26 protein-coding genes are annotated in these 24,306 nt (G+C 60.5%); 13 read left to right on the forward strand and 13 right to left on the reverse strand.

The window, feature by feature from the left end; translation table 11 throughout:
* Positions 1–106 precede the first annotated feature (106 nt).
* Positions 107–1,117: a class II fructose-bisphosphatase gene (gene glpX / locus IT763_RS22650; protein WP_016929713.1), complete on the forward strand. Its 1,011-nt coding sequence runs from the start codon at positions 107–109 to the stop codon at positions 1,115–1,117.
* 30 nt (positions 1,118–1,147) lie between these two features.
* Here the strand turns inward: glpX and emrD are convergent, their stop codons facing one another.
* Positions 1,148–2,332: a multidrug efflux MFS transporter EmrD gene (gene emrD, locus IT763_RS22655; RefSeq protein ID WP_028128087.1), complete on the reverse strand. Its 1,185-nt coding sequence runs from the start codon at positions 2,330–2,332 to the stop codon at positions 1,148–1,150.
* Positions 2,333–2,630: 298 nt separating this feature from the next.
* Between emrD and IT763_RS22660 the strand changes: the two genes are divergently transcribed.
* Positions 2,631–3,242 (forward strand): metalloregulator ArsR/SmtB family transcription factor, encoded by a 612-nt coding sequence (locus IT763_RS22660; protein WP_016929711.1) that lies wholly within the window; start codon positions 2,631–2,633, stop codon positions 3,240–3,242.
* A gap of 3 nt (positions 3,243–3,245) precedes the next feature.
* A complete protein-coding gene (fpr, locus tag IT763_RS22665; RefSeq protein WP_004931107.1) occupies positions 3,246–3,992 on the forward strand; it encodes a ferredoxin--NADP(+) reductase in 747 nt (248 codons plus the stop codon).
* Positions 3,993–4,000: 8 nt separating this feature from the next.
* On the opposite strand, the gene IT763_RS22670 is transcribed toward fpr, so the two are convergent.
* Entirely contained in the window at positions 4,001–4,420 is a 420-nt protein-coding gene (locus IT763_RS22670) for a DUF805 domain-containing protein (RefSeq protein ID WP_016929710.1), read from the reverse strand.
* 199 nt (positions 4,421–4,619) lie between these two features.
* On the opposite strand from IT763_RS22670, the gene IT763_RS22675 reads away from it, so the two are divergent.
* The gene (locus tag IT763_RS22675; RefSeq protein WP_048326688.1) at positions 4,620–5,204 is read left to right on the forward strand and encodes a DUF1454 family protein; all 585 of its coding nucleotides are present in this window, start codon (positions 4,620–4,622) and stop codon (positions 5,202–5,204) included.
* 127 nt (positions 5,205–5,331) lie between these two features.
* Positions 5,332–6,099, forward strand: a complete 768-nt coding sequence (gene tpiA, locus IT763_RS22680; RefSeq protein WP_004931113.1) for a triose-phosphate isomerase — start codon at positions 5,332–5,334, stop codon at positions 6,097–6,099.
* 65 nt (positions 6,100–6,164) lie between these two features.
* On the opposite strand, the gene IT763_RS22685 is transcribed toward tpiA, so the two are convergent.
* The 4 genes from IT763_RS22685 to cpxP all read right to left on the reverse strand — a co-directional run bounded on the left by IT763_RS22685 (position 6,165) and on the right by cpxP (position 10,049).
* Positions 6,165–7,154 (reverse strand): sulfate ABC transporter substrate-binding protein, encoded by a 990-nt coding sequence (locus IT763_RS22685; protein WP_028128085.1) that lies wholly within the window; start codon positions 7,152–7,154, stop codon positions 6,165–6,167.
* A gap of 186 nt (positions 7,155–7,340) precedes the next feature.
* Positions 7,341–8,303: a 6-phosphofructokinase gene (gene pfkA / locus IT763_RS22690; RefSeq protein WP_004931116.1), complete on the reverse strand. Its 963-nt coding sequence runs from the start codon at positions 8,301–8,303 to the stop codon at positions 7,341–7,343.
* 231 nt (positions 8,304–8,534) lie between these two features.
* Complete coding sequence (fieF, locus tag IT763_RS22695; RefSeq protein ID WP_033639141.1) at positions 8,535–9,437, reverse strand: CDF family cation-efflux transporter FieF; 903 nt, start codon at positions 9,435–9,437, stop codon at positions 8,535–8,537.
* Between the two features lie 132 nt (positions 9,438–9,569).
* On the reverse strand, positions 9,570–10,049 hold the full coding sequence (cpxP, locus tag IT763_RS22700; protein ID WP_164053506.1) for a cell-envelope stress modulator CpxP: 480 nt from the start codon (positions 10,047–10,049) through the stop codon (positions 9,570–9,572).
* Between the two features lie 148 nt (positions 10,050–10,197).
* Here cpxP and cpxR point away from each other — a divergent pair, with 148 nt between their 5' ends.
* The 5 genes from cpxR to IT763_RS22725 all read left to right on the forward strand — a co-directional run bounded on the left by cpxR (position 10,198) and on the right by IT763_RS22725 (position 14,405).
* A complete protein-coding gene (gene cpxR, locus IT763_RS22705; RefSeq protein WP_004931124.1) occupies positions 10,198–10,896 on the forward strand; it encodes an envelope stress response regulator transcription factor CpxR in 699 nt (232 codons plus the stop codon).
* Positions 10,893–12,287 (forward strand): envelope stress sensor histidine kinase CpxA, encoded by a 1,395-nt coding sequence (gene cpxA / locus IT763_RS22710; protein ID WP_015379421.1) that lies wholly within the window; start codon positions 10,893–10,895, stop codon positions 12,285–12,287. The genes cpxR and cpxA overlap by 4 nt, the downstream gene beginning before the upstream one ends.
* A 43-nt stretch (positions 12,288–12,330) precedes the next feature.
* Positions 12,331–12,804: a tRNA (uridine(34)/cytosine(34)/5-carboxymethylaminomethyluridine(34)-2'-O)-methyltransferase TrmL gene (gene trmL, locus IT763_RS22715; RefSeq protein ID WP_004931130.1), complete on the forward strand. Its 474-nt coding sequence runs from the start codon at positions 12,331–12,333 to the stop codon at positions 12,802–12,804.
* A gap of 51 nt (positions 12,805–12,855) precedes the next feature.
* Positions 12,856–13,629 (forward strand): CHAD domain-containing protein, encoded by a 774-nt coding sequence (locus tag IT763_RS22720; protein WP_176062550.1) that lies wholly within the window; start codon positions 12,856–12,858, stop codon positions 13,627–13,629.
* Between the two features lie 104 nt (positions 13,630–13,733).
* Positions 13,734–14,405, forward strand: coding sequence for a DUF3313 domain-containing protein (locus IT763_RS22725; RefSeq protein ID WP_063991313.1), 672 nt, complete (start codon positions 13,734–13,736; stop codon positions 14,403–14,405).
* 61 nt (positions 14,406–14,466) lie between these two features.
* Here IT763_RS22725 and cysE read toward each other — a convergent pair whose 3' ends face one another.
* From cysE to IT763_RS22750, 5 genes are all read right to left on the reverse strand, one after another.
* A complete protein-coding gene (cysE, locus tag IT763_RS22730; protein WP_004931135.1) occupies positions 14,467–15,288 on the reverse strand; it encodes a serine O-acetyltransferase in 822 nt (273 codons plus the stop codon).
* Between the two features lie 106 nt (positions 15,289–15,394).
* Entirely contained in the window at positions 15,395–16,414 is a 1,020-nt protein-coding gene (gpsA, locus tag IT763_RS22735; protein WP_206195032.1) for an NAD(P)H-dependent glycerol-3-phosphate dehydrogenase, read from the reverse strand.
* Positions 16,414–16,884: a protein-export chaperone SecB gene (gene secB, locus IT763_RS22740; RefSeq protein ID WP_206195033.1), complete on the reverse strand. Its 471-nt coding sequence runs from the start codon at positions 16,882–16,884 to the stop codon at positions 16,414–16,416. Before secB ends, gpsA begins: the two co-directional genes overlap by 1 nt.
* Before the next feature lie 57 nt (positions 16,885–16,941).
* Positions 16,942–17,190, reverse strand: coding sequence for a glutaredoxin 3 (grxC, locus tag IT763_RS22745; protein WP_004931142.1), 249 nt, complete (start codon positions 17,188–17,190; stop codon positions 16,942–16,944).
* 28 nt (positions 17,191–17,218) lie between these two features.
* Positions 17,219–17,653, reverse strand: a complete 435-nt coding sequence (locus tag IT763_RS22750; RefSeq protein WP_016929700.1) for a rhodanese-like domain-containing protein — start codon at positions 17,651–17,653, stop codon at positions 17,219–17,221.
* 297 nt (positions 17,654–17,950) lie between these two features.
* Between IT763_RS22750 and gpmM the strand changes: the two genes are divergently transcribed.
* The 3 genes from gpmM to IT763_RS22765 are packed head-to-tail and all read left to right on the forward strand — an operon-like array spanning position 17,951 to position 21,795.
* Entirely contained in the window at positions 17,951–19,495 is a 1,545-nt protein-coding gene (gene gpmM, locus IT763_RS22755) for a 2,3-bisphosphoglycerate-independent phosphoglycerate mutase (RefSeq protein ID WP_164053502.1), read from the forward strand.
* 9 nt (positions 19,496–19,504) lie between these two features.
* Complete coding sequence (envC, locus tag IT763_RS22760; protein ID WP_049299571.1) at positions 19,505–20,839, forward strand: murein hydrolase activator EnvC; 1,335 nt, start codon at positions 19,505–19,507, stop codon at positions 20,837–20,839.
* Positions 20,840–20,841: 2 nt separating this feature from the next.
* Positions 20,842–21,795: a divergent polysaccharide deacetylase family protein gene (locus IT763_RS22765; protein WP_049299570.1), complete on the forward strand. Its 954-nt coding sequence runs from the start codon at positions 20,842–20,844 to the stop codon at positions 21,793–21,795.
* A 40-nt stretch (positions 21,796–21,835) separates the two neighbouring features.
* On the opposite strand, the gene tdh is transcribed toward IT763_RS22765, so the two are convergent.
* Entirely contained in the window at positions 21,836–22,861 is a 1,026-nt protein-coding gene (gene tdh / locus IT763_RS22770; RefSeq protein WP_016929697.1) for an L-threonine 3-dehydrogenase, read from the reverse strand.
* Between the two features lie 9 nt (positions 22,862–22,870).
* Positions 22,871–24,067: a glycine C-acetyltransferase gene (kbl, locus tag IT763_RS22775; RefSeq protein ID WP_206195034.1), complete on the reverse strand. Its 1,197-nt coding sequence runs from the start codon at positions 24,065–24,067 to the stop codon at positions 22,871–22,873.
* Positions 24,068–24,306 lie beyond the last annotated feature (239 nt).

Here is a 24,306-nt window from a genome sequence, read left to right on the forward strand (position 1 = left end):
AAGCGCTGCCTGCGGGCGGCGCTTTTTTTTTTGCCCCGCCCTGCCGCCACCGCGCTGTGATAGACTTTGTCGATATTTTCTTCCCTTTCTCACAGACAGGTTTGCCATGAAACGTGAATTAGCCATCGAATTCTCCCGCGTTACCGAAGCCGCCGCGCTGGCGGGCTACAAATGGCTGGGGCGCGGCGACAAGAACGCCGCCGACGGCGCGGCGGTCCACGCCATGCGCATCATGCTCAACAAAGTGGATATCGATGGGCGCATTGTGATCGGCGAAGGCGAGATCGACGAAGCGCCGATGTTATATATCGGCGAGCAGGTTGGTACCGGCCAAGGCGACGCGGTCGACATCGCGGTCGATCCGATCGAAGGCACCCGCATGACCGCCATGGGCCAGTCCAACGCGCTGGCGGTATTGGCGGTGGGCGATCGCGGCACCTTCCTGCACGCGCCGGACATGTACATGGAGAAGCTGGTAGTCGGCCCGGCGGCGCGCGGCGCCATCGATCTCAATCGGCCGCTGGCGGAGAACCTGCAGAACGTCGCCGAACGACTGGGCAAACCGCTGTCGCAGCTGACGGTGATCGTATTGGCCAAACCGCGCCACGACGGCGTCATCGCGCAGATGCAACAGTTGGGCGTGCGAGTATTCGCCATTCCTGACGGCGACGTGGCGGCCTCCATTCTCACCTGCATGCCCGAAAGCGAGGTCGATGTGATGTACGGCATCGGCGGCGCGCCGGAAGGGGTGATCTCAGCCGCGGTGATCCGCGCGTTGGACGGCGACATGCAGGCGCGTTTGCTGCCGCGTCATGAGGTGAAAGGCGACAGCGCCGAAAACCGCCGCATCGGCGAACAAGAGTTGGCCCGCTGCCGGGAGATGGGTATCGAAGCCGGCCAGGCGCTGCGTCTGGATCAGATGGCGCGCAACGACAACGTGATCTTCTCCGCCACCGGCATCACCAAGGGCGATTTGCTGGAAGGCATCAGCCGCCAGGGCAACATGGCCACCACCGAAACGTTGCTGATCCGCGGCAAGTCGCGCACCATCCGCCGTATACGTTCGACCCACTATCTGGATCGCAAAGACCCGGCGCTGCACGAGTTTCTGCTGTAACGAAACAGGGCGCCGAATGGCGCCCTGTCGTTATGCGGTATGTCCTTGATGCTGCATACGATTGGACAGCGGCCACCAGCACAGCAGGATCAGCAGCGCCATCGCGAACATCAGCAAGCCGAGGCTGAACTGCCCGGTTTGCGGCAGCATGGCGGAAAGCCAGGTCGCCAGACCGGACCCCATGTTCTGCATGCCGCCTACCAATGCGCCCGCCGCGCCGGCCAGGTAAGGGAACGGCTCCATCGCCCCGGTGGTCGCCAGCGGGAACAGCATGCCGGCGCCGAAGAAGAACAATGCGGCCGGCACGATCAGCGTCCAGATGTTCATCACGCCGAACCAGCCCGGGATCCACATCATCGCCCCCGCCAGCAGGCAGCTAATCACCGAATGCCACATCAGCGTGTGGAAGGTCTTGCCGTCGCGCCCGGCGTACCAGGCGCCGAAAAACGCCGCCGGGATCGGCAGAATGAACAGGATGCTGACGGTCAGCCCACTCAGTCCCAACACGCCGCCCATCAACACGCCGCAGCTGGCCTCGAATACCGCAATCCCCGCCAGCGCGCCGATCAGCATCACCAGATAGCAGCTGAAGGTGCTGTCACCCAGCAGCTGGCGGAAACTGGCCAGCATGCGACGTTTTTCCGTTTGCACCGGACGGGTTTCCGGTAGCCAGCGGAACATGGCGAAGGCGACGCAGGCGCACAGCCCCAGCAGGAAGGCGTAGCAGGCGCGCCAGCCGAACACCATCGCCAATGCGCCGCCGATCACCGGCGCCAGCAGCGGGCTGACCAAAATCCCCATGTTCAACAGGCTGTTGGCGTAGCGCAGTGCGGTGCCGGCATACAGATCGCGCGGCATGGTGCGCGCCATCACGCCCGCCACGCCGGTGCCCATGCCCTGAATCGCGCTGGCGGCAACCAGCATCGTCAGGTTGGTGGACAGCAGTGCGCCCAGCGCACCGACCAGGAAGATCATCATGCCGGTCAGGATCACCGGGCGACGCCCGATACGATCCGATATCGGCCCGTAAATCAGCTGGGAGAAACCGTAGGTAAGCAGATACGCCGCCATCACCCGTTGCACAGCGCCGGTGCGAACCGACAGATCGTGGGCGATATCAGCAATCACGGGAACATAAATGGTTTGCGCCATCTGGCCGACGGCGACCAACAGGATAAGCATCACCAGCAGGTGAAAATTCTCTAGTTTTCTCATTATCTTCGTTAACGTTTCAACTCGTCACAGCGTCCCGGTATGGCCGTTGCAGCAGCCAGAACGGCGAGCAGCCCTCTATGGCGGCATAAGCTAATCAAATCTGATTTTTTTAGCGAGTTTCAGACAAATATTGATCCAGGTCACACTGGCAGCAAACCCGACCAGGCTCGTAAATTAAACTGTACGTCTAACGCTTTGGGGGTAAAAATTAGCGCGTTTGCAGTAGCTGCGCTTTAGCATTTAATCGATAATTATTTTCATCAACTTGAAATAAAATAACACCATAGGGATTTGGTTCATGAAAACACCTGAGCTGATTTTATTGCAGTTAAAGGCTCTCGGCCCGCACTCGGCCAAAATGCTGGCGGAGCGTCTGGACATCACGCCGATGGGCATCCGACAACATCTGCAATCCCTGGAAAAACGTGAGTTGGTTTGTTACGAAGAAGCGCGCAGCAAGGTCGGCCGCCCGACGCGCTACTGGTCGCTGACAGCGCGAGGGCACGCTTTTGCGGCCGCCGATCAGGAACGGCTGCGGGCATCCGCGCTGCGGCTGTTTGGCGGCGCCGGCGTGGAACCGTTGCTGAGCGCGCGCGAAGAGCAGCTTTATCTGCGTTATGCCGAAGAGCTGTCCGCCGAGCGCAGCCACCAAGAGCGGTTAGCCCGATTGGTGCGTCTGCGGCAACATGACGGTTACATGGCCGAATTGCTCGATCATCCGCACGGTGCGCTGTTGGTGGAAAACCACTGTCCGATCGGCGTGGCCGGTTCCAACTGCAGCAGCCTGTGCAATTCCGAGCTGCAGCTGTTTCACCGCCTGTTCGGCAACGACTACCGGATAGAGCGCACCACGCACGCCATTTCCGGCTCACGACATTGTGCTTATTTGATTCGACCACGGGAGCTTTAGAGTATGGCTGAATGGGTAAACGGCAAGGTTACGCAGGTAAAACAATGGACCGACGGGCTGTTCAGCCTGGTGGTCAATGCCCCCATCGATCCTTTCACCGCCGGGCAATTCGCCAAACTGGCGCTGGAGATCGACGGCGAACGAGTGCAACGCGCTTACTCCTACGTCAATGCCCCCGATGACGCCAACCTGGAGTTCTATCTGGTGACGGTGCCGGAAGGCAAACTGAGCCCACGCCTCAATCAGCTGCGGCCAGGGTCGGATGTCATGGTGACCAAAGAAGCGGCCGGCTTCTTCGTGCTGGATGAGGTGCCCGACTGCGACACGCTGTGGATGCTGGCGACCGGCACCGCCATCGGCCCCTATTTATCGATTCTGCAGCAAGGCGTCGGCCTGGAACGCTTTAACAACCTGGTGCTGGTGCACGCCGCGCGTTTTGCGCGCGATCTGAGCTACCTGCCGCTGATGCAGCAATTGCAGCAACGCTACAACGGCAAGCTGCGCATCCAGACCGTCGTCAGCCGCGAAGAAACGCCCGGTTCACTGACCGGCCGCGTGCCGGCGCTGATCGAGGACGGCCGGCTGGAAGCGGCGATCGGCTTGACCATCGACGCCGAAACCAGCCACGTGATGCTGTGCGGCAACCCGCAGATGGTGCGGGACACCCAGCAAACGCTGAAAGACCACCGCCAAATGCGCAAGCACCTGCGCCGCAAACCGGGCCACATCACCAGCGAGCACTACTGGTAACCCGAGGATCAGCGGAACTTCACCGGTTCGGCTTCCGGGCCGAACCGATTGTCTCCCGGCGTGCCGACGAAGGCGCCCAGATCGATCATCATCATCACGATAATCAGCGTCGGGATGAAACGCCCGACGCCCCATTGCCAGATCGGCGCCAGCATTTGCCAGTTGCCCGCCGCCAGCATCCACGCCAGGATCAGCAGCAGCGCCCACCAGCCAGCCTTGTTGCGATCGTGCAGACGTTTGACCAGCACCGCCGCCGTCGGCCACAGCAGCGCCACGATAAAGAAGGCGATGGATTGGATGGCGATCAATTGATAATTGGCCAGCGTAAACGCCGCCGCCATCAGCACCAGCCACAGCCCCATCCAGATCCAGAAGTCGCGCCGCCCGATGCGGCCCTTAAAAGAAAAACACCACTGTTGTAACGTCATCGATTCCTGCGCTCTAAGCCTGCCCATATTCTGCGACGCAGTGTAACATAGGCGCTGCCGGGCCGAGTTTTCCGCCTTGCATAACGCGGCGCGCCGCACAGCTTTCTCGTCAGCGAACCGATAATGGCGTGGGATCTTTGACAAGGCCCGCGAGTTATCGCTTTAATCGGAGCCATCTTTGTCCTTGATGCCATACGCCATGCTGAGAAAAACCCTCGCCATCGCCTGCCTGCTGCAGGCCGCCGCCAGCGCCTGGGCCGAACCGCCCGCCGCCGAAGCGAAACCGACCGCACCTTACCTGCTGGCCGGGGCGCCGACCTTCGACCTGACGGTGGTCAAATTCCGCGAGAAATACAATCGCGACAACCCGAAGCTGCCGATTGGCGAATTCCGCGCCATTCCGGCCACCGAAGACGATTCGCCGCTGCTGACGCGCGCCGCCAGCAAACTCAACGAAAACCTGTATGCCTCCACCGCGCTGGAAAAAGGCACCGGCAAAATCAAAACGTTGCAGATCACGCATCTGCCGCTGCAGCAGGCCAATGAAGAAAAAGCCGCGCGCGCCATCGCCATCAACTACATGGCGGCGCTGATGCGCCAGTTCGAACCGGCATTGACGGTGGAACAGAGCCAGAACAAGGTGAACAGCCTGCTGGAAAAAGGCAAAGGATCGCGCTTTTACCAACAGCAGGTCGGCGCCATTCGCTATGTCGTCTCGGACAACGGCGATAAAGGCGTAACCTTCGCGGTTGAACCGATTAAGCTGGCGCTTTCCGAGCCGTAACGGCGCGGCATTTAATGACGAAAAGCAAAGCCTTCGCGCTTAATGATCTCTATACTGTTGGGCAGGTAAACTGCCGGTCCGGCAGTTGTCATTTCGACTCTCGCGTTCCCTAGTTGGAGGAAAAAACATGCGTCATCCATTAGTTATGGGTAACTGGAAGCTTAACGGCAGCACTCACATGGTCAACGAACTGATCGCCGGTCTGCGCAATGAGCTGAGCAGCGTTGACGGCTGTGGCGTCGCCATCGCCCCGCCGGTGATGTATCTGGATCAGGCCAAGCACGCGCTGGCCGGCAGCCGCATCGCGCTGGGCGCGCAGAACGTGGACGTTAACCTGTCCGGCGCCTTCACCGGTGAAGTTTCCGCCAACATGCTGAAAGACGTCGGCGCCCAGTACATCATCATCGGCCACTCCGAGCGTCGCACCTACCACAAAGAAAGCGACGAAGTCATCGCCGAGAAATTCGCCGTGCTGAAAGAAGCCGGCCTGATCCCGGTGCTGTGCATCGGTGAAACCGAAGCGGAAAACGCCGCGGGCAAAACTGAAGAAGTGTGCGCGCGCCAGATCGACGCCGTGCTGAAAACGCTGGGCGCACCGGCGATGAAAGGCACCGTGATCGCCTATGAGCCGGTCTGGGCCATCGGTACCGGCAAATCCGCCACCCCTGCGCAGGCGCAGGCCGTGCACAAATTTATCCGCGATCACATCGCCAAGCACGATGCCGCGGTTGCCGCTGAAATCATCATCCAGTACGGCGGTTCGGTGAACGACAAGAACGCCGCAGAGCTGTTCTCCCAGCCGGACATCGATGGCGCGCTGGTTGGCGGCGCCTCGCTGAAAGCCGACGCTTTCGCCGTGATCGTCAAAGCCGCCGCAGCAGCGAAAAAAGCCTGATTGCCCTAGGCTTGCCATAAAAAAACCCCGGCTTGCCGGGGTTTTTTATTGCCACTTAAACGGCATCAACGTTTGCTGATTTCGTCGAATACGCCGCCGGTGGCGAAGTGCACCTTCTGCGCTTCGGTCCAGCCGCCGAAAGTGTCATCCACGGTGAACAACTTCAGCTGCGGGAACTGCCCGGCGAACTTGGCCGCCACCGCCGCATCGCGCGGGCGATAATAGTTCTGCGCCGCAATAGTCTGCCCTTCCGGTGAATACAGATACTTCAGGTAGGCGGTCGCCACCTCGCGGGTACCGCGTTTATCGACCACCTTATCCACCACCGACACCGTCGGTTCGGCCAGGATTGATTCGCTCGGCGTAATAATCTCGAACTTGTCTTTGCCCAGCTCTTTCTCCGCCAGCAGCGCTTCGTTTTCCCAGGCGATCAGCACGTCGCCGATGCCGCGCTCAACGAAGGTGTTGGTCGAGCCGCGCGCGCCGGAATCCAGCACCTCAACGTTCTTGTACAGGTTTTTGACGAAGTCCTGCGCCTTGGCCTTATCGTTGTTATTGTGATGCAACGCGTAGCCCCAGGCGGCCAGGTAGTTCCAGCGGGCGCCGCCGGAAGTTTTCGGATTCGGAGTGATCACCGACACGCCCGGCTTGATTAAATCAGGCCAGTCATGAATCTGTTTCGGGTTGCCTTTGCGCACCAGGAAGACGATGGTCGAGGTGTAAGGCGCCGAGTTGTCCGGCAGGCGTTTGATCCAGTCTTTCTCGATGCGGCCGCGTTCGGCGATAGCGTCGACGTCATAGGCCAGCGCCAGCGTCACCACGTCAGCCTCGATGCCGTTGATCACCGAGGTCGCCTGTTTGCCGGAACCGCCGTGCGACTGGCGCACCGTCACCTTGTCGCCGGTTTCCGCCTGGTAGTGCTTGCTGAACGCCGTGTTGTAAGCCTGATAGAACTCACGCGTCGGATCGTATGACACGTTCAGCAACTGAATATCCTTCGCCATGGCGCCGGACGCCAACAGCACCAATGTCAGACCTACACCCCATTTACGCATCGACAGGCTCTCCCAGAAAATTAAGCGCAACCTCAATCGGTTGATTTAGCATCAGAGCCTGCCAGAAACTTTCCCGGCAACTAAAGAATAAAAAATTTTGGGATAGATGATTCTGGAATATGTCACCGGCGAGCATAAAAAAGCCCCCGGGAGCGGAGGCTTTTTTGTCGTGCGGTGAGCGGCGTATCAGTACAGCTTTTTCGCCGTTTCCAGCCAGTCGCCCTTGAACGGACGCTTCATGTTTTCGATCGCGTCGATGATGTCGTGGTGCACCATTTTTTCGTTCTGGATACCGACGCAGCGGCCGCCGTACCCCTGCAGCAACAGTTCGATGGCGTAGGCGCCCATGCGCGAGGCCAGGATGCGGTCATAGGCGACCGGCGAACCGCCGCGCTGAATGTGGCCCAGCACGGTGGCGCGGGTTTCACGCTTGGTTTCCTGCTCAATGTGGCGCGCCAGCTCATCGATGTCGCAGATGTGCTCGGTGATCGCCACGATGGCGTGTTTTTTGCCTTTGGCGATACCGGCCTTGATTTCGCACACCAGATCTTCGCGGTTGAATTCGATTTCAGGCAGCACGATGAACTCGCAGCCGCCGGCAATCGCCGCCGCCAGCGTCAGATCGCCGCAGTAACGGCCCATCACTTCCACGATAGAGATACGCTGGTGCGACGAGGAGGTATCGCGCAGGCGGTCGATTGCTTCCACCACGGTTTCCAGCGCGGTGAAGTAACCGATGGTGTAGTCGGTACCGGCGACATCGTTATCGATGGTGCCCGGCAGACCGATGCACGGGAAGCCTTCTTCCGTCAGGCGTTTGGCGCCCATGTAGGAACCGTCGCCGCCGATCACCACCAGCGCGTCGATGCCGCGATTCTTCAGGTTTTCAATCGCCTTGGCGCGCACGTTTTCATCCCTGAATTCCGGGAAGCGGGCCGAGCCGAGGAAGGTGCCGCCGCGGTTGATCATGTCGGACACGCTATAACGGTCCAGCTGCTCCATGCGATCTTCGTACAAGCCAAGGTAGCCATCGTAAATACCAAAAACTTCCAGACCTTCTGAAAGCGCAGAACGCACAACGCCGCGGATTGCAGCGTTCATACCCGGCGAATCACCGCCGCTCGTCAGTACACCGATTTTCTTGATCATGACTACCTCTGAACTGTGTAGATGCAATTTCTTAAGAATTCTGTCTCCGCCGATCGTCTTGAAACCTCTCCGGCTGCAGAAAACCAGCTTTATGGCTTATTGCTGGATATTATATCAAAAACACCCAGCTGAATTGATTCAAGTCACGCAATATAACGGTTAAAACACCGCATGGCACGCTGAGCTAACTCAGATATTCATGATAATACTTCGATCTGTGCCTCTATCTGATTATAGCTCCCAATGCCCCTGCCTACCCGGCGGCACCACGGAGCATGGATCCAGGTGAATGATGACGTCCGCCCCCGCAAAACGGTGCCGCAACGCCTGTTCCACCTGATCGGCCAACCGATGCGCCTCGCGCAGCGGCAGCGTGTCGTCCATCTCAAGATGCAGTTGGATAAAACGCGTCGGCCCTGACTGCCGCGTGCGCAGATCGTGCGCGCCTTTCACCCCGGGCCAGGAGGAAACCACGGCGATAATCGCCTGGCGCTCGTCATCCGGCAACGCCCGATCCAACAGCGACTGCACCGCTTCGTAGCCCATGCGCAGCGCGCTATACAGGATGTAAACGCCGATGCCCAGCGCAAACAGCGCATCCGCCCGCTGGAAGCCGTACCAGCTTAGCCCAAGAGCGATAAGAATAGCACCATTCATCATGACATCTGACTGATAATGCAGCATATCTGCGCGCACGGCCTGGCTGCGCGTTTTTCTGACCACCCAGCGTTGATAGGTGACCAGCATCAGGGTGCTGACTAACGCGATCACCGTCACGACGACCCCAACGCCGGGATCGCGCAGCGTTTGCGGCGCATACAGATGCTGGAAGCCGGTGAGAAACAGAAACAGGGCGGAACCGGAAATAAACATGCTTTGCGCCAGCGCCGCCAGCGACTCCGCTTTGCCGTGGCCGAAGGTGTGCTCGGCATCGGCCGGCTGCAGCGAATAGCGCACCACCAGAAGGTTGGTCAGCGATGCCGCGATATCGACCAGCGAATCCACCAGCGCCGCCAGCAGGCTGACCGAACCGGTGTGGTACCAGGCGACGATTTTGATCAACAACAGCGACGACGCCAGCGCGGTAGCGGCCAACGCAGCGGACTTTACCAGGCGTGCATAGCGCTGTTCCATTGAGGGATCCCGGTCAAAAGGTATGGCGCTCAATATAGCGAAATGTCGGATAAAAAAAACCCCGCCATCATGGCGGGGAAGACAGGGATGGTGTCTATGGCAAGGAAAAACAGGGGACTACTCAGTCGTACTTCACTTCTGGGCAGAAGCTTGCTGCAAACCAGAAATTTGCTGCTCCATCTGCTGCATGCGCTGCTGATGTTTCTGGTCTAAAACACTTTTTTGCTCTGGCGTCAGCAGGTTATACATTTGGTTGCGCACCCGAGCCATTTCGACCTGGCGCTTGACCTGCTGTTGGGCCATCTTTTCCGCCTGGGCATACACGGCGGTTTCGTCAAATTTCTCTGCGGTCACCAGTTTATGCATGGCTTCCATTTCAGCTACATTGACACCAGGCAGATCGTGCCGGGCCTGGCGCATCAAATCGCGCATTTGCTGGCGCTGCTGTTCGCTGAGGCTGACACCGTCGAACATATGGTGCTGGCCGGGTACTCGGGTCATCACGTCGTTGCCGGGAGGTTGAGCTGTGTCCGGTATAGTGTCGGCAGCGAAGGCAGCGGTCGAACCAATTGCCAGCAGTGATGCCATAACTAATGCGGTCACCTTACGCATTTCAACTCCTCAAGCTTTCTCACTTTGCGAATCAACGAGGAGCAGTGTACCGCCACACCTGAAAACCTGCGTCAGTGCATGTAAAACTACGTAAAGTCATGGAATGGCAACAGTTGATGACGTATTTTGCGTCTGGAGGTAAATCATAATGAACAAGATTCTGTTAGTTGACGACGACCGCGAGTTGACCTCGCTGTTAAAAGAACTGCTTGAAATGGAAGGTTTTAATATCGTCGTCGCGCACGATGGCGAGCAGGCGTTGTCGCTGCTGGACAGCTCCGTCGATCTGCTGCTGCTCGACATCATGATGCCGAAGAAAAACGGCATCGATACGTTGAAAGAACTGCGCCAACATCACCAGACGCCGGTCATCATGCTGACCGCGCGCGGCAGCGAACTGGACCGCGTGTTGGGCCTAGAGCTGGGCGCCGATGATTACCTGCCGAAACCCTTCAACGATCGCGAACTGGTCGCGCGCATTCGCGCCATTCTGCGCCGTTCCAACTGGAGCGAACAGCAGCAGCAGGTCGACAGCGGCGCCCCGACGCTGGATGTCGATGGCCTGCAGCTGAACCCCGGCCGCCAGGAGGCCAGCTTCGACGGCCAGGTGCTGGATCTGACCGGCACCGAGTTCACCCTGCTGTATCTGCTGGCGCAGCATCTCGGCCAGGTGGTATCGCGCGAACTGCTGAGCCAGGAAGTGCTGGGCAAACGCCTGACCCCGTTCGATCGCGCCATCGACATGCATATCTCCAACCTGCGGCGTAAGCTGCCGGATCGCAAAGACGGGCATCCGTGGTTCAAAACCCTGCGCGGGCGTGGTTATTTGATGGTATCTGCAACATGATCAACAGTTTGACGGCACGCATCTTCGCCATTTTCTGGTTCACGTTAGCCCTGGTGCTAATGCTGGTGCTGATGGTGCCCAAGCTCGACTCCCGCCAGATGACCTCATTGCTCGACAGCGAGCAGCGGCAGGGGTTGATGCTGGAACAGCACGTCGAGGCCGAGTTGCAAAACGATCCGGCCAACGATCTGATGTGGTGGCGCCGCCTGTTCCGCGCCATCGACAAATGGGCGCCGCCGGGCCAGCGCCTGCTGCTGGTCACCAGCGAAGGCCGGGTGATCGGCGCGCAGCGCAACGAAATGCAGATCGTCCGCAACTTCATCGGCCAATCCGACAACTCGGATCATCCCAAGAAGAAAAAGTACGGCCGCGTCGAGCTGGTCGGGCCGTTCGCGGTGCGCGACGGCGAAGACAACTACCAGCTGTACCTGATCCGTCCCGCCAACAGCCCGCAATCCGATTTCATCAACCTGATGTTCGACCGGCCGCTGCTGCTGCTGATCGTCACCATGCTGATCAGCGCCCCGCTGCTGCTGTGGCTGGCCTGGAGCCTGGCGAAACCGGCTCGCAAGCTGAAGAACGCCGCCGATGACGTGGCGCGCGGCAACCTGAAGCAGCATCCAGAACTGGAGGCCGGCCCGCAGGAGTTCCTGGCCACCGGCGCCAGCTTCAACCAGATGGTCAGCGCGCTGGAACGCATGATGAACGCCCAGCAACGGCTGATCTCGGACATCTCGCACGAGCTGCGCACGCCGCTGACTCGCCTGCAGCTGGCCACCGCGCTGATGCGCCGCCGCCACGGCGAAGGCCACGAGCTGGCGCGCATCGAAACCGAAGCGCAACGGCTGGATTCGATGATCAACGATCTGCTGGCGCTATCGCGCGGGCAGCAGAAGGGCGAGCTGGCGCGCGAGCAGTTGAAGGCCAACGAACTGTGGGCCGACGTGCTGGATAACGCCCGTTTCGAAGCCGAACAGATGGGCAAGCAGTTGGAGATCGCTGCGCCGCCCGGCCCGTGGACGCTGTTCGGCAACGCGAGCGCGCTGGACAGCGCGTTGGAAAACATCGTGCGCAACGCCCTGCGGTATTCACACACCCGCATCGCCGTGGCGTTCAGCGCCGACAATCAGGGCGTGACCATCCAGGTTGACGACGACGGCCCCGGCGTCAGCGCCGAAGACCGCGAGCAGATCTTCCGTCCGTTCTACCGCACCGATGAGGCGCGCGACCGTGAGTCCGGCGGCACCGGCCTTGGCCTGGCTATCGTCGAGGCGGCGGTCAATCAGCATCGCGGCTGGGTGAAGGCCGAAGACAGCCCGCTTGGCGGTCTGCGGCTGGTGCTGTGGCTGCCGCTGCATCATCAACGCCTATCGTCTAAGACAGAACAGTAAGAGTTTGCTATCCTGCGCCCCTCGTTCACGAGGGGCCTGCAACATGCTGAACATCGTTTTATTTGAACCCGAAATTCCACCCAATACCGGCAATATCATCCGCCTGTGCGCCAATACCGGCTTTAATCTGCACCTGATCGAACCGCTGGGTTTCCCGTGGGACGACAAGCGCCTGCGCCGCGCCGGGCTGGACTATCATGAGTTCACCCGCGTTAGCCGTCATGCCGATTACGCCGCCTTTCTCGCCGCCGAAAACCCGCAGCGACTGTTTGCCCTCACCACCAAGGGCACGCCGGCGCACAGCGCCGTCAGCTACCAGGCCGGCGACTACCTGCTGTTCGGCCCGGAAACGCGCGGGTTGCCTGCCGACATCCTCGATGCGCTGCCTGCGCAGCAAAAAATCCGCATCCCGATGCAGGCGCAAAGCCGCAGCATGAACCTGTCGAATGCCGTATCGGTAGTGGTGTATGAAGCCTGGCGGCAGCTGGACTATGCCGGTGCGCTGATCAAGGCGTAATTCGCGACGTCGCGCCATACTGGAAAGGTTAACCCCTTCCAGGCACGGCACATGGCTTTCGTCGCAGAGATTGTCACCCAGTTTCGCCGGCTCGAACCGGCGCTGAACGAGGCGCTGTTGCGGCTGCAACAGGCGCAAGACAGCGAAGCGCTGCACGACTTGCGCGTCTGCCTGCGCCGCATTCGCAGCCTGCTGCGTCCGTTGCGCGGCTGCCCCGGCGCAACCCGGCTCGATCGGGACGCCGCCGAATTAGGCAAGCTCACGACGCCGCTGCGCGATCTCGAGGTGCTGATCGCCGAGCTGGCGCGTCATCGCCTCGATTGGCAGGCCAACGCGCGCCAGAGCGAACTTCAGGCCCGCTGCCGTCAACTGCTCGCTCATCCGCAGCTCATCGGCTTTCCCTCGCTTTTGCACGCCTGGCCGCGCCGCTTTCGCCGCACCGCGCGGCGCGGCACCAAACACCGCCTGAATAGACGCCTGCAGCGCCAGCAGCGGCAATTGCGCCGGGCATTGGCCGATACCGGCTACGATCGCCATCGCCTGCGGCTGCTGATAAAACGCCTGCGTTACGCGGCTGAAGCCTATCCGCAGCGCCTTCCCCTCTCTCCCGCCGCGATGGCGAGCCTGAAAGCGGCGCAAAACGCCCTCGGTGACTGGCACGATCGGGAGATCTGGTGCCTGCAGGCAGAACATCAGGCGGATCTCTGGCCCTTGTTGCCCCGGTGGCAAGCTGAGCAACGCCAGGCGCTGGTCAGAGCGGACGCCTTGCTCGCCGCCTTATCACCGGCGCTGGCGACAAAAACCGGCGGCGCATCACGATCCTGAAAAAAGGCCGCGGCAGGGCACGCCCGGCCCCGAAAATGCCCGATGAGGCGCAGATAATGCGCTATGTTTTGTAAGGGTAATCACCACTCATCATAGGAAACCACATGAAAAAACAACGCTTGAGCGTTGCCATGGCCGTTCTGGCAGCGGGCCTGTTGCTGGCGGGCTGTTCGTCCAAAGTCACCCAAACGTCGCAATATTCGGGCTTCTTGTCCGATTACAGCAAACTGCAGGAAACCACCTCACCAAGCGGTCATAAAACGCTGCGCTGGGTAGATCCAAGCTACAAGGAATCCAACTATCGCGGCATCTATTTCCAACCGGTAGTCTATTTCCCGGCGGAGAAACCCACGGCGCGCGTCAGCCAGGACACGCTGAACAAGATTAAGGCCTACGCGACCCAGCGAATCAAAACCGCGCTGCAGAACCGCTTTACCATTCTGCCAAGCCCTACGGGCTCGCGCGTTCTGGTGGCCAAACTCGCCATCACCGCCGTTTCGGCCGAAAACGAAGACATGAAGTTCTATGAGGTGGTGCCGGTCGCGGCGGTGGTTGCCAGCACTATGGCGGCTACCGGGCACCGGACGCAAAATACCGCGCTGTATATCGAAGGCGAGCTGATTGACCAGGATACCGGTAAAACGGTGATGGAAGTGGTACGCAAGGCCTACGGTAAAACCGTCAACAACGACAGCACGCCGGTCACGGCGGATGACGTCAAGGCGGCGATCGACGACATCGTTACCGATATCACCAACTTCCCTAAGCAGGGCTGACCGCCGCCTGAAAAACACCGGGGGAGCCGAAGCTCCCCCTGAATGGATACGCAAACGGCGTTCAAATGCCGTCGCCGTACTCGAAGCCGTGATTGGTGCCGTTGAAGTATTGGTCCATATCCATCGACGGCGTATCGCTCTCCGGCCGCCCGACGATGCGCGCCGGCACGCCGGCGGCGGTGGTGTGCGGCGGTATCGCCTGCAAGACTACCGAGCCCGCGCCGATCTTCGCGCCCTTGCCCACTTCGATATTGCCGAGAATTTTGGCGCCTGCGCCAATCATCACCCCTTCACGGATTTTCGGATGACGGTCGCCGCTGGTTTTACCGGTACCGCCCAGGGTGACCGACTGCAGGATAGAGACGTTGTTCTCCACCACCGCCGTTTCACCGATCACGATGCCGGTGGCGTGGTCGAGCATGATGCCGCAACCGATGGTCGCCGCCGGGTGGATGTCCACGCCGAAGGCGACGGAAATTTGATTTTGCAGGTAGATCGCCAGCGCCTGCCGCCCTTGCTGCCACAGCCAGTGACCGATGCGGTAAGCCTGCAGCGCATGGAACCCCTTCAGGTAAAGCAGCGGCGTGGAGTATTTATCGACCGCCGGGTCGCGCAGGCGCACCGCGAGGATATCGCGCGCCGCCGAAACGATCATCTGGTTGTCAGACTTGTAGGCCTCTTCCACCACCTCGCGCACCGCGATGGCGGGCATGATCGGCGTGGCCAGCTTGTTGGCCAGCATATAGCTGAGCGCGCTGCCCAGATTCTCGTGCTTGAGCAACGTCGCATGGAAAAAGCTGGCCAGCATCGGTTCACAATCAGCCAGTGCTCGCGCTTCTGATTTAATGCTGTTCCAGACCTGTTCCAACTCTTCTGACGACATCACATACCCCTTTACCTTGCCAAACGGGCCGCTTCACACGGTAGCGCGAAGCGGCCCAGGTCATTTGCGGGGTCAGCATTCAGCTGCCCCGACATATCGTTTTATGTCACGCGCTGGGTTTTTCGTCCTTTCGGGCTCGCCCCAGCAGGCTCAGCGCCGCTTCGCGGGCGTCCTTGTGGCAGTAAAGCACCTGATAAATCTGTTCGGTGATCGGCATTTCCACACCGTGCCGCTGCGCCAACGCCAACACCTCTTTGGTATTGCGATAGCCCTCGACCACCTGACCGATACTGTCCTGCGCTTCCTGCACGCCTTTACCCTGCCCCAGCATAATGCCGAAGCGACGGTTGCGCGACTGGTTGTCCGTGCAGGTTAGCACCAGATCCCCCAGCCCCGCCATGCCCATGAACGTCGAAGGATCGGCGCCCAGCGCAGAACCCAGACGGCTCATTTCCGCCAGCCCGCGTGTAATCAACGCGGTACGGGCGTTGGCGCCGAAACCGATGCCGTCGGACATGCCGGCGCCGATGGCGATCACGTTCTTCACCGCGCCGCCAAGCTGCACGCCGATGAAGTCGGGATTGCTGTAGACGCGGAAGCTCTTGCCGCAGTGCAGCAGCTGTTGCAGATCGTCGGCGAACTGCGCATCGGTCGCCGCCAGCGCGATCGCCGTCGGCAGGCCGGCGGCCAGCTCTTTGGCGAACGTCGGCCCGGAGAGCACCGCCAGCGGGATCGTCTCGCCCAGCGCCTCACGCGCCACGTCCTGCAGCAACCGACCAGTTTCCGCTTCCAATCCCTTGGTGGCCCACACGATGCGGGCGTCCGGGCGCAGATGCGGCTTCAGCTGGCGCAGCACGTCGCCGAACACGTGGCTCGGCACCACCACCAGCACGTCGCGGCTGGCGGCCAGCGCACGCGCCAAATCGGCTTCAAGCAGCAGGGTATCGGGGAAGGGAACGTCGGGCAGAAACGCCTGATTGCAGCGATCGTGCTGCAACGTATGAATTTGCGCGGGGTTGTGCCCCCACAGCACTACGGAATGGCCGTTACGCGCCAGCGTAATGGCCAATGCGGTGCCGTACGAGCCGGCACCGATAACAGTCATTGAAGCATTGACGGTGTTCATCAGGCATCCTGATGTGGTGCGGCACCTTCGCCTTCCGCCTGCTGCTGCAGATAGTTCATGAACAGCGCGTCAAAGTTGACCGGTGCCAGGTTCAGCTGCGGGAAGGTGCCGCGGGAAACCAGGCTGGTGATGCACTCGCGCGCATACGGGAACAGGATGTTCGGGCAGTATGCGCCCAGGCAATGCGCCAGCTGCGTGCCTTCGATGCCTGCTACCGAGAAGATGCCCGCCTGTTGCACTTCGCACAGGAACGCCTTCTCTTCGCCCAGGGTCGCCGTCACGGTTACGCGCAGTACCACTTCATACACTTCGTCAGCCAGCTGGCTGGACGCGGTATCCAGATCAAGTTTAACTTCCGGCTGCCATTCCTGCTGGAAAACCTGCGGCGCGTTCGGCGCTTCGAAGGAGATATCCTTGGTATAGATACGTTGGATCTGGAAAGCCATTTCGGTGCTGTTTTGTTCTGACATGTGAGTAATACCCTTGGTTAAACGTCCTTATTGACACTCGGTGAACCGGCAAGCTGCTTAAAGCAGCGGATCCAGGCCGCCGCGAGCATCGAGTTCATATAAATCATCACAGCCGCCGATATGCCGGCCGTCGATGAAAATCTGCGGCACGGTAGTGCGCCCGCTGCGCTCGATCATCACTTCGCGCTTGGCGTTATCGCCGTCGATGGCGATCTCGTTAAACGCCGCGCCCTTGCTGTTCAACAGCGCCTTGGCGCGATGGCAGAACGGACAGGTCGCTTTGGTGTAGATATCAATGTTAGCCATGGATTGCCACCTCAAATAGGTTAAACGGTTACTTACCGCGCACCAGCGGCAGGTTTTCTCCGCTCCAGCCGGCGATACCGTCTTTCAGCATCGTCACCTTTTCAAAACCGGCCTTGCTCAGGTTCTCCGCCGGCTCGCGGGAGGCGGTGCCGTTGGCGCATACGACGATGATCGGCTGCGCTTTGTGTTTTTCCAGCTCGCCCAGGCTGCCGCTTTTGATTTCGCTGGCGGTCAGGTTAATGGCGCTGGCCAGGTGACCACGGCGGAAATCGTCGCGGCTGCGGGTGTCGACCACCACGGCTTCTTCTTTGTTGATCAGGCGGATAGCTTCACCGCGGGCGATCTCTTTGACCTTGGAGAAACGGCTTTTGAAAGTCATGACGATCACGGCGACCAGCAGAGCGATCCAAGCCAGGCTCAGAATCGGGTGTCTGCTTACGAATGGCATAATTTCTTGCAGCATGGGGTGTAACAACTCCCGTCAGTTAAGGGATAAATAAGTCAAGGTTCCAGAGTATACCTGCCGAGTGCGGCAAATACAGCCAATAAGCAAGCGCGATTGTAGAAACTGCGGGCTGCGCTGAGAAATTCCCGAGGTCAGAGCATAAAAGCCCGCGCGATTCGCCGCAACCTTGATCTCTTTGGGCTATTTCTCGCCGGTGGCGATGTAAAATCAGCCGGTTTTTCGAGGGCGAATAGCCATGCTTGCGGCGGGCGCATGGCTATTCGCAGCTTAAAAAGTTCATAAGAGGTCAATGCAATGTCGAACAACAAAAAACCGATGGTCCTGGTGATCCTGGACGGTTACGGCCACCGTGAAGAGCGGCAGGACAACGCGATCCTGAACGCCGGCACCCCGGTGATGGATCGTCTGTGGCGGGAGCAGCCGCATACGCTGATCGCCGCCTCCGGGCTGGATGTCGGCCTGCCCGATGGGCAAATGGGCAACTCCGAAGTCGGCCACGTCAATCTGGGCGCCGGGCGCATCGTGTACCAGGATCTGACCCGGTTGGACAAAGCGATCGCCGACGGCGACTTCTTCGCCAACCCGGTGCTGACCGCCGCCGTGGATAAGGCCGTGGCGGCCGGCAAGGCGGTGCATATCATGGGCCTGCTGTCGCCGGGCGGCGTGCACAGCCATGACGAGCACATCCTGGCCATGATTAAACTGGCCGCTCAGCGCGGCGCCAAAGCCATTTATCTGCATGCCTTCCTCGACGGGCGCGACACGCCGCCGCGCAGCGCCGAAGCCCCGCTGCAACGCTGCCGCGACGCCTTCGCCACGCTGGGCGTCGGGCGCATTGCCTCGCTGATCGGCCGCTACTACGCGATGGACCGCGACAACCGTTGGGATCGCGTGCAGCTGGCCTATGACCTGCTGACCGCGGCCAAAGGCGACTCCGTGGCCGACGATGCGGTCGCCGGCCTGCAGGCCGCTTATCAGCGCGGTGAAAACGACGAGTTCGTCAGACCGACCGTGATCCGCGCCGCCGGCGAGGCCGATGCCGCGATGCAGGACGGCGACGCGTTGATCTTCATGAACTTCCGCGCTGACCGCGCGCGCCAGATCACCCGCGCCTTCGTGAACGCGGATTTCGACGGTTTCCCGCGCGCCAAACAGGTGCAGTTCGGCGATTTCGTGATGCTGACCGAGTACGCCGCCGACATCGCGACCGCCTGCGCCTATCCGCCGGCGCCGCTGGCCAACACCTTCGGCGAATGGCTGATGAAGCACGACAAAACCCAGCTGCGCATCTCGGAAACCGAAAAATATGCCCACGTCACCTTCTTCTATAACGGCGGCGTGGAAGCGCCATTCAAAGGGGAAGACCGCGTGCTGGTCAATTCGCCGAAGGTCGCCACCTACGATTTGCAGCCTGAGATGAGCGCCGCCGAGCTGACCGACAAACTGTTGAGCGCCATCCGCAGCGGCAAATACGACGCCATCATCTGCAACTACCCGAACGGCGACATGGTGGGGCATACCGGCGTGTATGACGCGGCGGTCAAAGCGGTGGAAACGCTGGACGCCTGCATCGCTCAGGTGGTTGACGCGGTGCGCGACGTCGACGGTCAACTGCTGATCACCGCCGATCACGGCAACGCCGAGCAGATGCGCGATCCGGCCACCGGCCAGGCGCACACCGCCCACACCAGCCTGCCGGTGCCGCTGATTTACGTCGGCAAACCGGCGCGCGCGGTCGAAGGCGGCAAGCTTTCGGACATCGCACCAACCCTGTTAACGCTGATGGGAATGGAAATCCCGCAAGAGATGACTGGTAAGCCGCTGTTCATCGTGGAATAATCCTTCTCCATGAGGGAGAAGGCGTTTTTTGCACTATCAAGGGTAACCCGAAGCGCAAACGCAGGCAGCCAGCCGCTGCCTGAACGCACCGCGCCAAGGACGTTCACCGCCATGTGCGCCAGCGTATTTTGCGCTGGCGTCTTGCTGTTGCCGCTCGCCGGCCAGGCTGCGGAAGACAATAAATCCCAGTTGAAAGACATCCAGCAGAGCATCGCCGAGAAAGAAAAAGCGGTGAAGCAGCAGCAACAGCAACGCAGCTCGCTGCAGGATCAGCTGCGTCAACAGGAAAAAACCATCGCCCAGGCCAGCCGCCAGTTGCGCGACACCCAGGGCACGCTCACCCAGTTGGGCAAGGACATTTCCGGCCTGAACGCCTCGATAGCCAAACTGCAAAAGCAGCAATCGACCCAGCAAAACCTCCTCGCCAAACAGCTCGACGCCGCCTTCCGGCAAGGGCAGCACAGCGCCGTGCAGCTGATCCTCAGCGGTGAAGAAAGCCAGCGCAGCGAACGTATTCTGGCCTATTTCGGCTATCTGAATGAAGCGCGCCAGAAAACCATCGAAGAGTTGAAACAGACCCGCGCCGAGCTGGCGAAGCAAAAAACCACGCTGGTGGCTAAACAGGGCCAGCAAAAATCCTTACTGAGCGAACAACAGACACAGCAGCAGAAGCTGGAGCAGGCGCGCGGCGCCCGCAAGAAAACGCTGACCGCGCTGGAAGCTTCGCTGGAAAAAGACCAACAACGCCTGGTGGAACTGCGCCAAAACGAAGCCCGCATGCGCGACAAGATCGCTCGGGCGGAGCGCGAAGCCCGTGCGCGCGCCGAACGCGAAGCGCGTGAAGCGGCCAAAGTGCGCGAACAGGTGCGCATCAAGGAACAGCAGGCGAAGAAAACCGGCACCACCTACAAACCTAGCGAAGCCGATCGCTCGCTGATGGCGCGAACCGGCGGCCTCGGCCGTCCGGCCGGCCAGCTGATGTGGCCGGTGCGCGGCCGCACGCTGCACGGCTTTGGCGAGCAGCAGCAGGGCGAGCTACGCTGGAAAGGCATGGTGATCGAAGCCCGCGAAGGCAGCGAAGTGAAAGCCGTCGCCGATGGCCGCGTGCTGCTGGCCGACTGGCTGCAAGGCTATGGCCTGATGGTGGTGGTCGAACACGGTAAAGGCGACATGAGCGTGTACGGCTACAACCAAAGCGCGTTGGTCAACGTCGGGGCGCAGGTGCGCGCCGGCCAGCCGATCGCACTGGTCGGCACCAGCGGCGGCCAGGGAACGCCGTCGCTCTATTTCGAAATCCGTCGTCAGGGACAGGCGGTTAACCCACTGCCGTGGTTGGGAAGATAGATTTGCGTTATGTCAAAACCCGTACAGCTTTGTTAATCGGCTGTCTGCTGCAGGTTTACGCTGCGCAGGCAGGAAAACTCTCCATCGTCATCGATGACGTGGGCTACCGCCCTCACGAAGAAAATGCGGTGCTGCAAATGCCGACGGCGATCTCGGTCGCAGTCTTGCCCAACGCGCCGCATGCCCGCCTGATGGCCACCCGCGCCCACAGCCAGGGCCGCGAAGTCTTGATCCACATGCCGATGGCGCCGCTCAGCAAGCAGCCGCTGGAGCGCGATACCCTGCAGCCTGCCATGAGCAGCGACGAGATCCAGCGCATCATCCGCAACGCAGTGAACAACGTGCCCTACGCGGTCGGCATGAACAACCACATGGGCAGCGCCATGACCTCCAGCCTGCCGGGCATGCAGAAAGTGATGCAGGCGCTCGAAAGCTACCGCCTGTACTTCCTCGACAGCATGACCATCGGCAGCAGCCAGGCGACCCGCGCCGCGGCCGGCACCGGCGTGAAGGTGATCAAACGCAGGGTGTTCCTCGACGATACCGCGAACGAAGCCGACATCCGCCGCCAGTTCAACCGCGCGGTCGAATTGGCGCGGCGCAACGGATCCGCCATCGCCATCGGCCACCCGCGCCCGGCGACGGTGAAGGTGCTGCAGCAGATGCTGCCGTCGCTGCCCGCCGATATCGTGCTGGTCAAACCGAGCGCGCTGCTGAACGAACCGCAGGGCAACGGCGGTGGCAGCTACGTCCCGCCGCCGGTCAAACCGCAAAAACCGCAGCCGAAGAATCCGTTCAGCGGCGGCATCAAGCAGTGCAAGGTCAAACCGCCGAAGGAAAAAACCAACGCCGGCACCGCGCTGGGCGTTATCGCCGACGGCATTGCCACCTCGCCGCCGGTGAACTTCATCAAGCGTCATTGGCAACACTGGACGCAAGCCAAACCGCAAGCATAAAAAAGGGCCGGAATTCCGGCCCTTTTCACATTTGCCGAGATTAATCCCAGCTCAGCACCACTTTGCCCGACTTGCCGGAGCGCATGGCGTCGAAGCCCTGCTGGAACTCGTCGATCGAGAAACGGTGGGTGATGATCGGGGTCAAATCCAGACCGGACTGGATCAGCGCCGCCATCTTGTACCAGGTTTCGAACATTTCACGGCCGTAAATCCCTTTGATAAACAGCCCCTTGAAGATGACCTGATTCCAGTCGATCGACATATCCGAAGGCGGAATGCCCAGCATGGCGATACGTCCGCCGTGGTTCATCGCATTAAGCAGCGTGCGGAACGCCGGCGGCGCGCCGGACATTTCCAAACCGACGTCGAACCCTTCGGTCATGCCCAGCTCGGCCATCACGTCGCTGAGGTTTTCCTTGCTGACGTTCACCGCACGGGTCACACCCATCTTGCGCGCCAGTTCCAGGCGGTATTCGTTAACATCGGTGATCACCACATGGCGAGCGCCGACGTGTTTGCACACCGCCGCCGCCATGATGCCGATCGGGCCGGCGCCGGACACCAGCACGTCTTCCCCGACCAGATCGAACGACAGTGCGGTGTGCACCGCGTTACCGAACGGATCGAAGATCGAAGCCAGCTCATCGGAGATGTTATCCGGGATCTTGAAGGCGTTGAACGCCGGGATCACCAGGTATTCCGCGAAGCTGCCCGGACGGTTCACGCCCACGCCGACGGTGTTGCGGCACAGGTGCGTGCGGCCGCCGCGGCAGTTGCGGCAGTGCCCGCAGGTGATGTGGCCTTCGCCGGACACGCGATCGCCGATGCTGAAGCCTTTGACTTCCTGACCGATCGCCACCACTTCGCCCACATATTCATGGCCAACCACCATCGGAACCGGAATGGTTTTTTGCGACCACTCGTCCCAGTTGTAGATATGCACATCGGTGCCGCAGATCGCGGTTTTGCGGATTTTGATCATGATGTCGTTGTGGCCCAGCTCCGGCTGAGGCACGTCGGTCATCCAAATCCCTTCTTCCGCTTTCAGTTTTGACAGTGCTTTCATGGTTTTACCTTATGCAATAACGCCAAGATCCTTACCGATACGTGTAAACGCCGCCACTGCGCGTTCGATTTGCTCCGGGGTGTGGTCGGCGGACATCTGGGTACGGATGCGCGCCTGGCCTTTCGGCACCACCGGATAGAAGAAACCGGTCACATAGATGCCTTCCTTGAGCAACGCATTGGCGAATTCCTGCGCCAGCTTCGCCTCACCCAGCATCACCGGGATGATGGCGTGATCGGCGCCGGCCAACGTGAAGCCGGCGGCGGTCATTTTTTCGCGGAACAGACGCGCGTTGGCCAACAGGCGATCGCGCAGGGCATCGCCCTCTTCCAGCAGTTCCAGCACTTTGATCGACGCGGCGACGATCGCCGGCGCCAGCGAGTTGGAGAACAGGTACGGGCGCGAACGCTGGCGCAGCCACTCCACCACTTCTTTCTTGGCGGCGGTGTAGCCGCCGGACGCGCCGCCCAGCGCTTTGCCTAACGTACCGGTGATGATATCGACGCGACCCATCACTTCGCAGTATTCATGGGTGCCGCGCCCGTTGGCGCCGACAAAGCCCACCGCGTGAGAGTCATCCACCATCACCAGCGCCTGGTATTCGTCCGCCAGATCGCAAACCCCTTTCAGGTTGGCGATCACGCCGTCCATCGAGAAGACGCCGTCGGTGGCGATCAGGATGTGACGCGCGCCGTCGGCTTTGGCCTGCTTCAGCTGCGCGGCCAGCTCGGTCATGTCGTTATTGGCATAGCGATAGCGCTTGGCCTTGCATAGGCGCACGCCGTCGATGATCGACGCGTGGTTCAGCGCATCGGAGATAATGGCGTCTTCCGGGCCGAGCAGGGTTTCGAACAGCCCGCCGTTGGCGTCGAAGCAAGAGGAGTACAGGATCGCGTCTTCCATGCCCAAAAAGGCCGCCAGTTTCTGTTCCAGCTGCTTGTGGCTGTCCTGGGTGCCGCAGATGAAGCGCACCGACGCCATGCCGAAACCGTGGCTGTCCATGCCAGACTTGGCGGCGGCGATCAGCGCCGGGTGGTTGGCCAGGCCCAGGTAGTTATTGGCGCAGAAGTTGATCACATGGCTGCCGTCGGCGACGGCGATATCCGCCTGTTGCGCGGAGGTGATGATGCGTTCTTCCTTGAACAGCCCTTCACTGCGCGTGGCGGCAAGCTGTTGTTCCAACTGCTGATAAAAAGACGCTGACATTCGGTTATCTCCAGGATTGGGCTATTTGCGGCATATTTTACTGATTTGTAACCAAACTGACGAGAATGCGCGGGAGAGAATATTAAAATTGCAGCAGATATCACGGCAAACGGCGGACTTCAATGGCAATGCGGGATATTCGGAGCCCTTCCGCTGTTTGCCGCGGCATGAAATGCTATTATAACCGCCATTGAGCGTGGGGCATTGTGCCCCGCCAGGCAGCTTAGCAGGGGTAACCC

It is taken from the genome of Serratia sp. CMO1 (assembly GCF_015689115.1).
GTDB lineage: Bacteria > Pseudomonadota > Gammaproteobacteria > Enterobacterales > Enterobacteriaceae > Serratia > Serratia marcescens.

Bases quoted from the DNA above. Each gene is read 5' to 3' on its own strand.
- gpsA (WP_206195032.1), bottom strand. From the start codon at position 16,414: ATGAACACCGTCAATGCTTCAATGACTGTTATCGGTGCCGGCTCGTAC.
- IT763_RS22660 (WP_016929711.1), top strand. From the start codon at position 2,631: ATGAAAACACCTGAGCTGATTTTATTGCAGTTAAAGGCTCTCGGCCCG.
- fieF (WP_033639141.1), bottom strand. From the start codon at position 9,437: ATGGAACAGCGCTATGCACGCCTGGTAAAGTCCGCTGCGTTGGCCGCT.
- secB (WP_206195033.1), bottom strand. From the start codon at position 16,884: ATGTCAGAACAAAACAGCACCGAAATGGCTTTCCAGATCCAACGTATC.
- IT763_RS22750 (WP_016929700.1), bottom strand. From the start codon at position 17,653: ATGCTGCAAGAAATTATGCCATTCGTAAGCAGACACCCGATTCTGAGC.
- IT763_RS22685 (WP_028128085.1), bottom strand. From the start codon at position 7,154: ATGCGTAAATGGGGTGTAGGTCTGACATTGGTGCTGTTGGCGTCCGGC.
- kbl (WP_206195034.1), bottom strand. From the start codon at position 24,067: ATGTCAGCGTCTTTTTATCAGCAGTTGGAACAACAGCTTGCCGCCACG.
- fpr (WP_004931107.1), top strand. From the start codon at position 3,246: ATGGCTGAATGGGTAAACGGCAAGGTTACGCAGGTAAAACAATGGACC.
- trmL (WP_004931130.1), top strand. From the start codon at position 12,331: ATGCTGAACATCGTTTTATTTGAACCCGAAATTCCACCCAATACCGGC.
- IT763_RS22720 (WP_176062550.1), top strand. From the start codon at position 12,856: ATGGCTTTCGTCGCAGAGATTGTCACCCAGTTTCGCCGGCTCGAACCG.
- gpmM (WP_164053502.1), top strand. From the start codon at position 17,951: ATGTCGAACAACAAAAAACCGATGGTCCTGGTGATCCTGGACGGTTAC.
- cpxA (WP_015379421.1), top strand. From the start codon at position 10,893: ATGATCAACAGTTTGACGGCACGCATCTTCGCCATTTTCTGGTTCACG.
- cysE (WP_004931135.1), bottom strand. From the start codon at position 15,288: ATGTCGTCAGAAGAGTTGGAACAGGTCTGGAACAGCATTAAATCAGAA.
- envC (WP_049299571.1), top strand. From the start codon at position 19,505: ATGAGGGAGAAGGCGTTTTTTGCACTATCAAGGGTAACCCGAAGCGCA.
- pfkA (WP_004931116.1), bottom strand. From the start codon at position 8,303: ATGATCAAGAAAATCGGTGTACTGACGAGCGGCGGTGATTCGCCGGGT.
- grxC (WP_004931142.1), bottom strand. From the start codon at position 17,190: ATGGCTAACATTGATATCTACACCAAAGCGACCTGTCCGTTCTGCCAT.
- tpiA (WP_004931113.1), top strand. From the start codon at position 5,332: ATGCGTCATCCATTAGTTATGGGTAACTGGAAGCTTAACGGCAGCACT.
- IT763_RS22670 (WP_016929710.1), bottom strand. From the start codon at position 4,420: ATGACGTTACAACAGTGGTGTTTTTCTTTTAAGGGCCGCATCGGGCGG.
- cpxR (WP_004931124.1), top strand. From the start codon at position 10,198: ATGAACAAGATTCTGTTAGTTGACGACGACCGCGAGTTGACCTCGCTG.
- cpxP (WP_164053506.1), bottom strand. From the start codon at position 10,049: ATGCGTAAGGTGACCGCATTAGTTATGGCATCACTGCTGGCAATTGGT.
- emrD (WP_028128087.1), bottom strand. From the start codon at position 2,332: ATGAGAAAACTAGAGAATTTTCACCTGCTGGTGATGCTTATCCTGTTG.
- IT763_RS22725 (WP_063991313.1), top strand. From the start codon at position 13,734: ATGAAAAAACAACGCTTGAGCGTTGCCATGGCCGTTCTGGCAGCGGGC.
- tdh (WP_016929697.1), bottom strand. From the start codon at position 22,861: ATGAAAGCACTGTCAAAACTGAAAGCGGAAGAAGGGATTTGGATGACC.
- IT763_RS22675 (WP_048326688.1), top strand. From the start codon at position 4,620: ATGCTGAGAAAAACCCTCGCCATCGCCTGCCTGCTGCAGGCCGCCGCC.
- glpX (WP_016929713.1), top strand. From the start codon at position 107: ATGAAACGTGAATTAGCCATCGAATTCTCCCGCGTTACCGAAGCCGCC.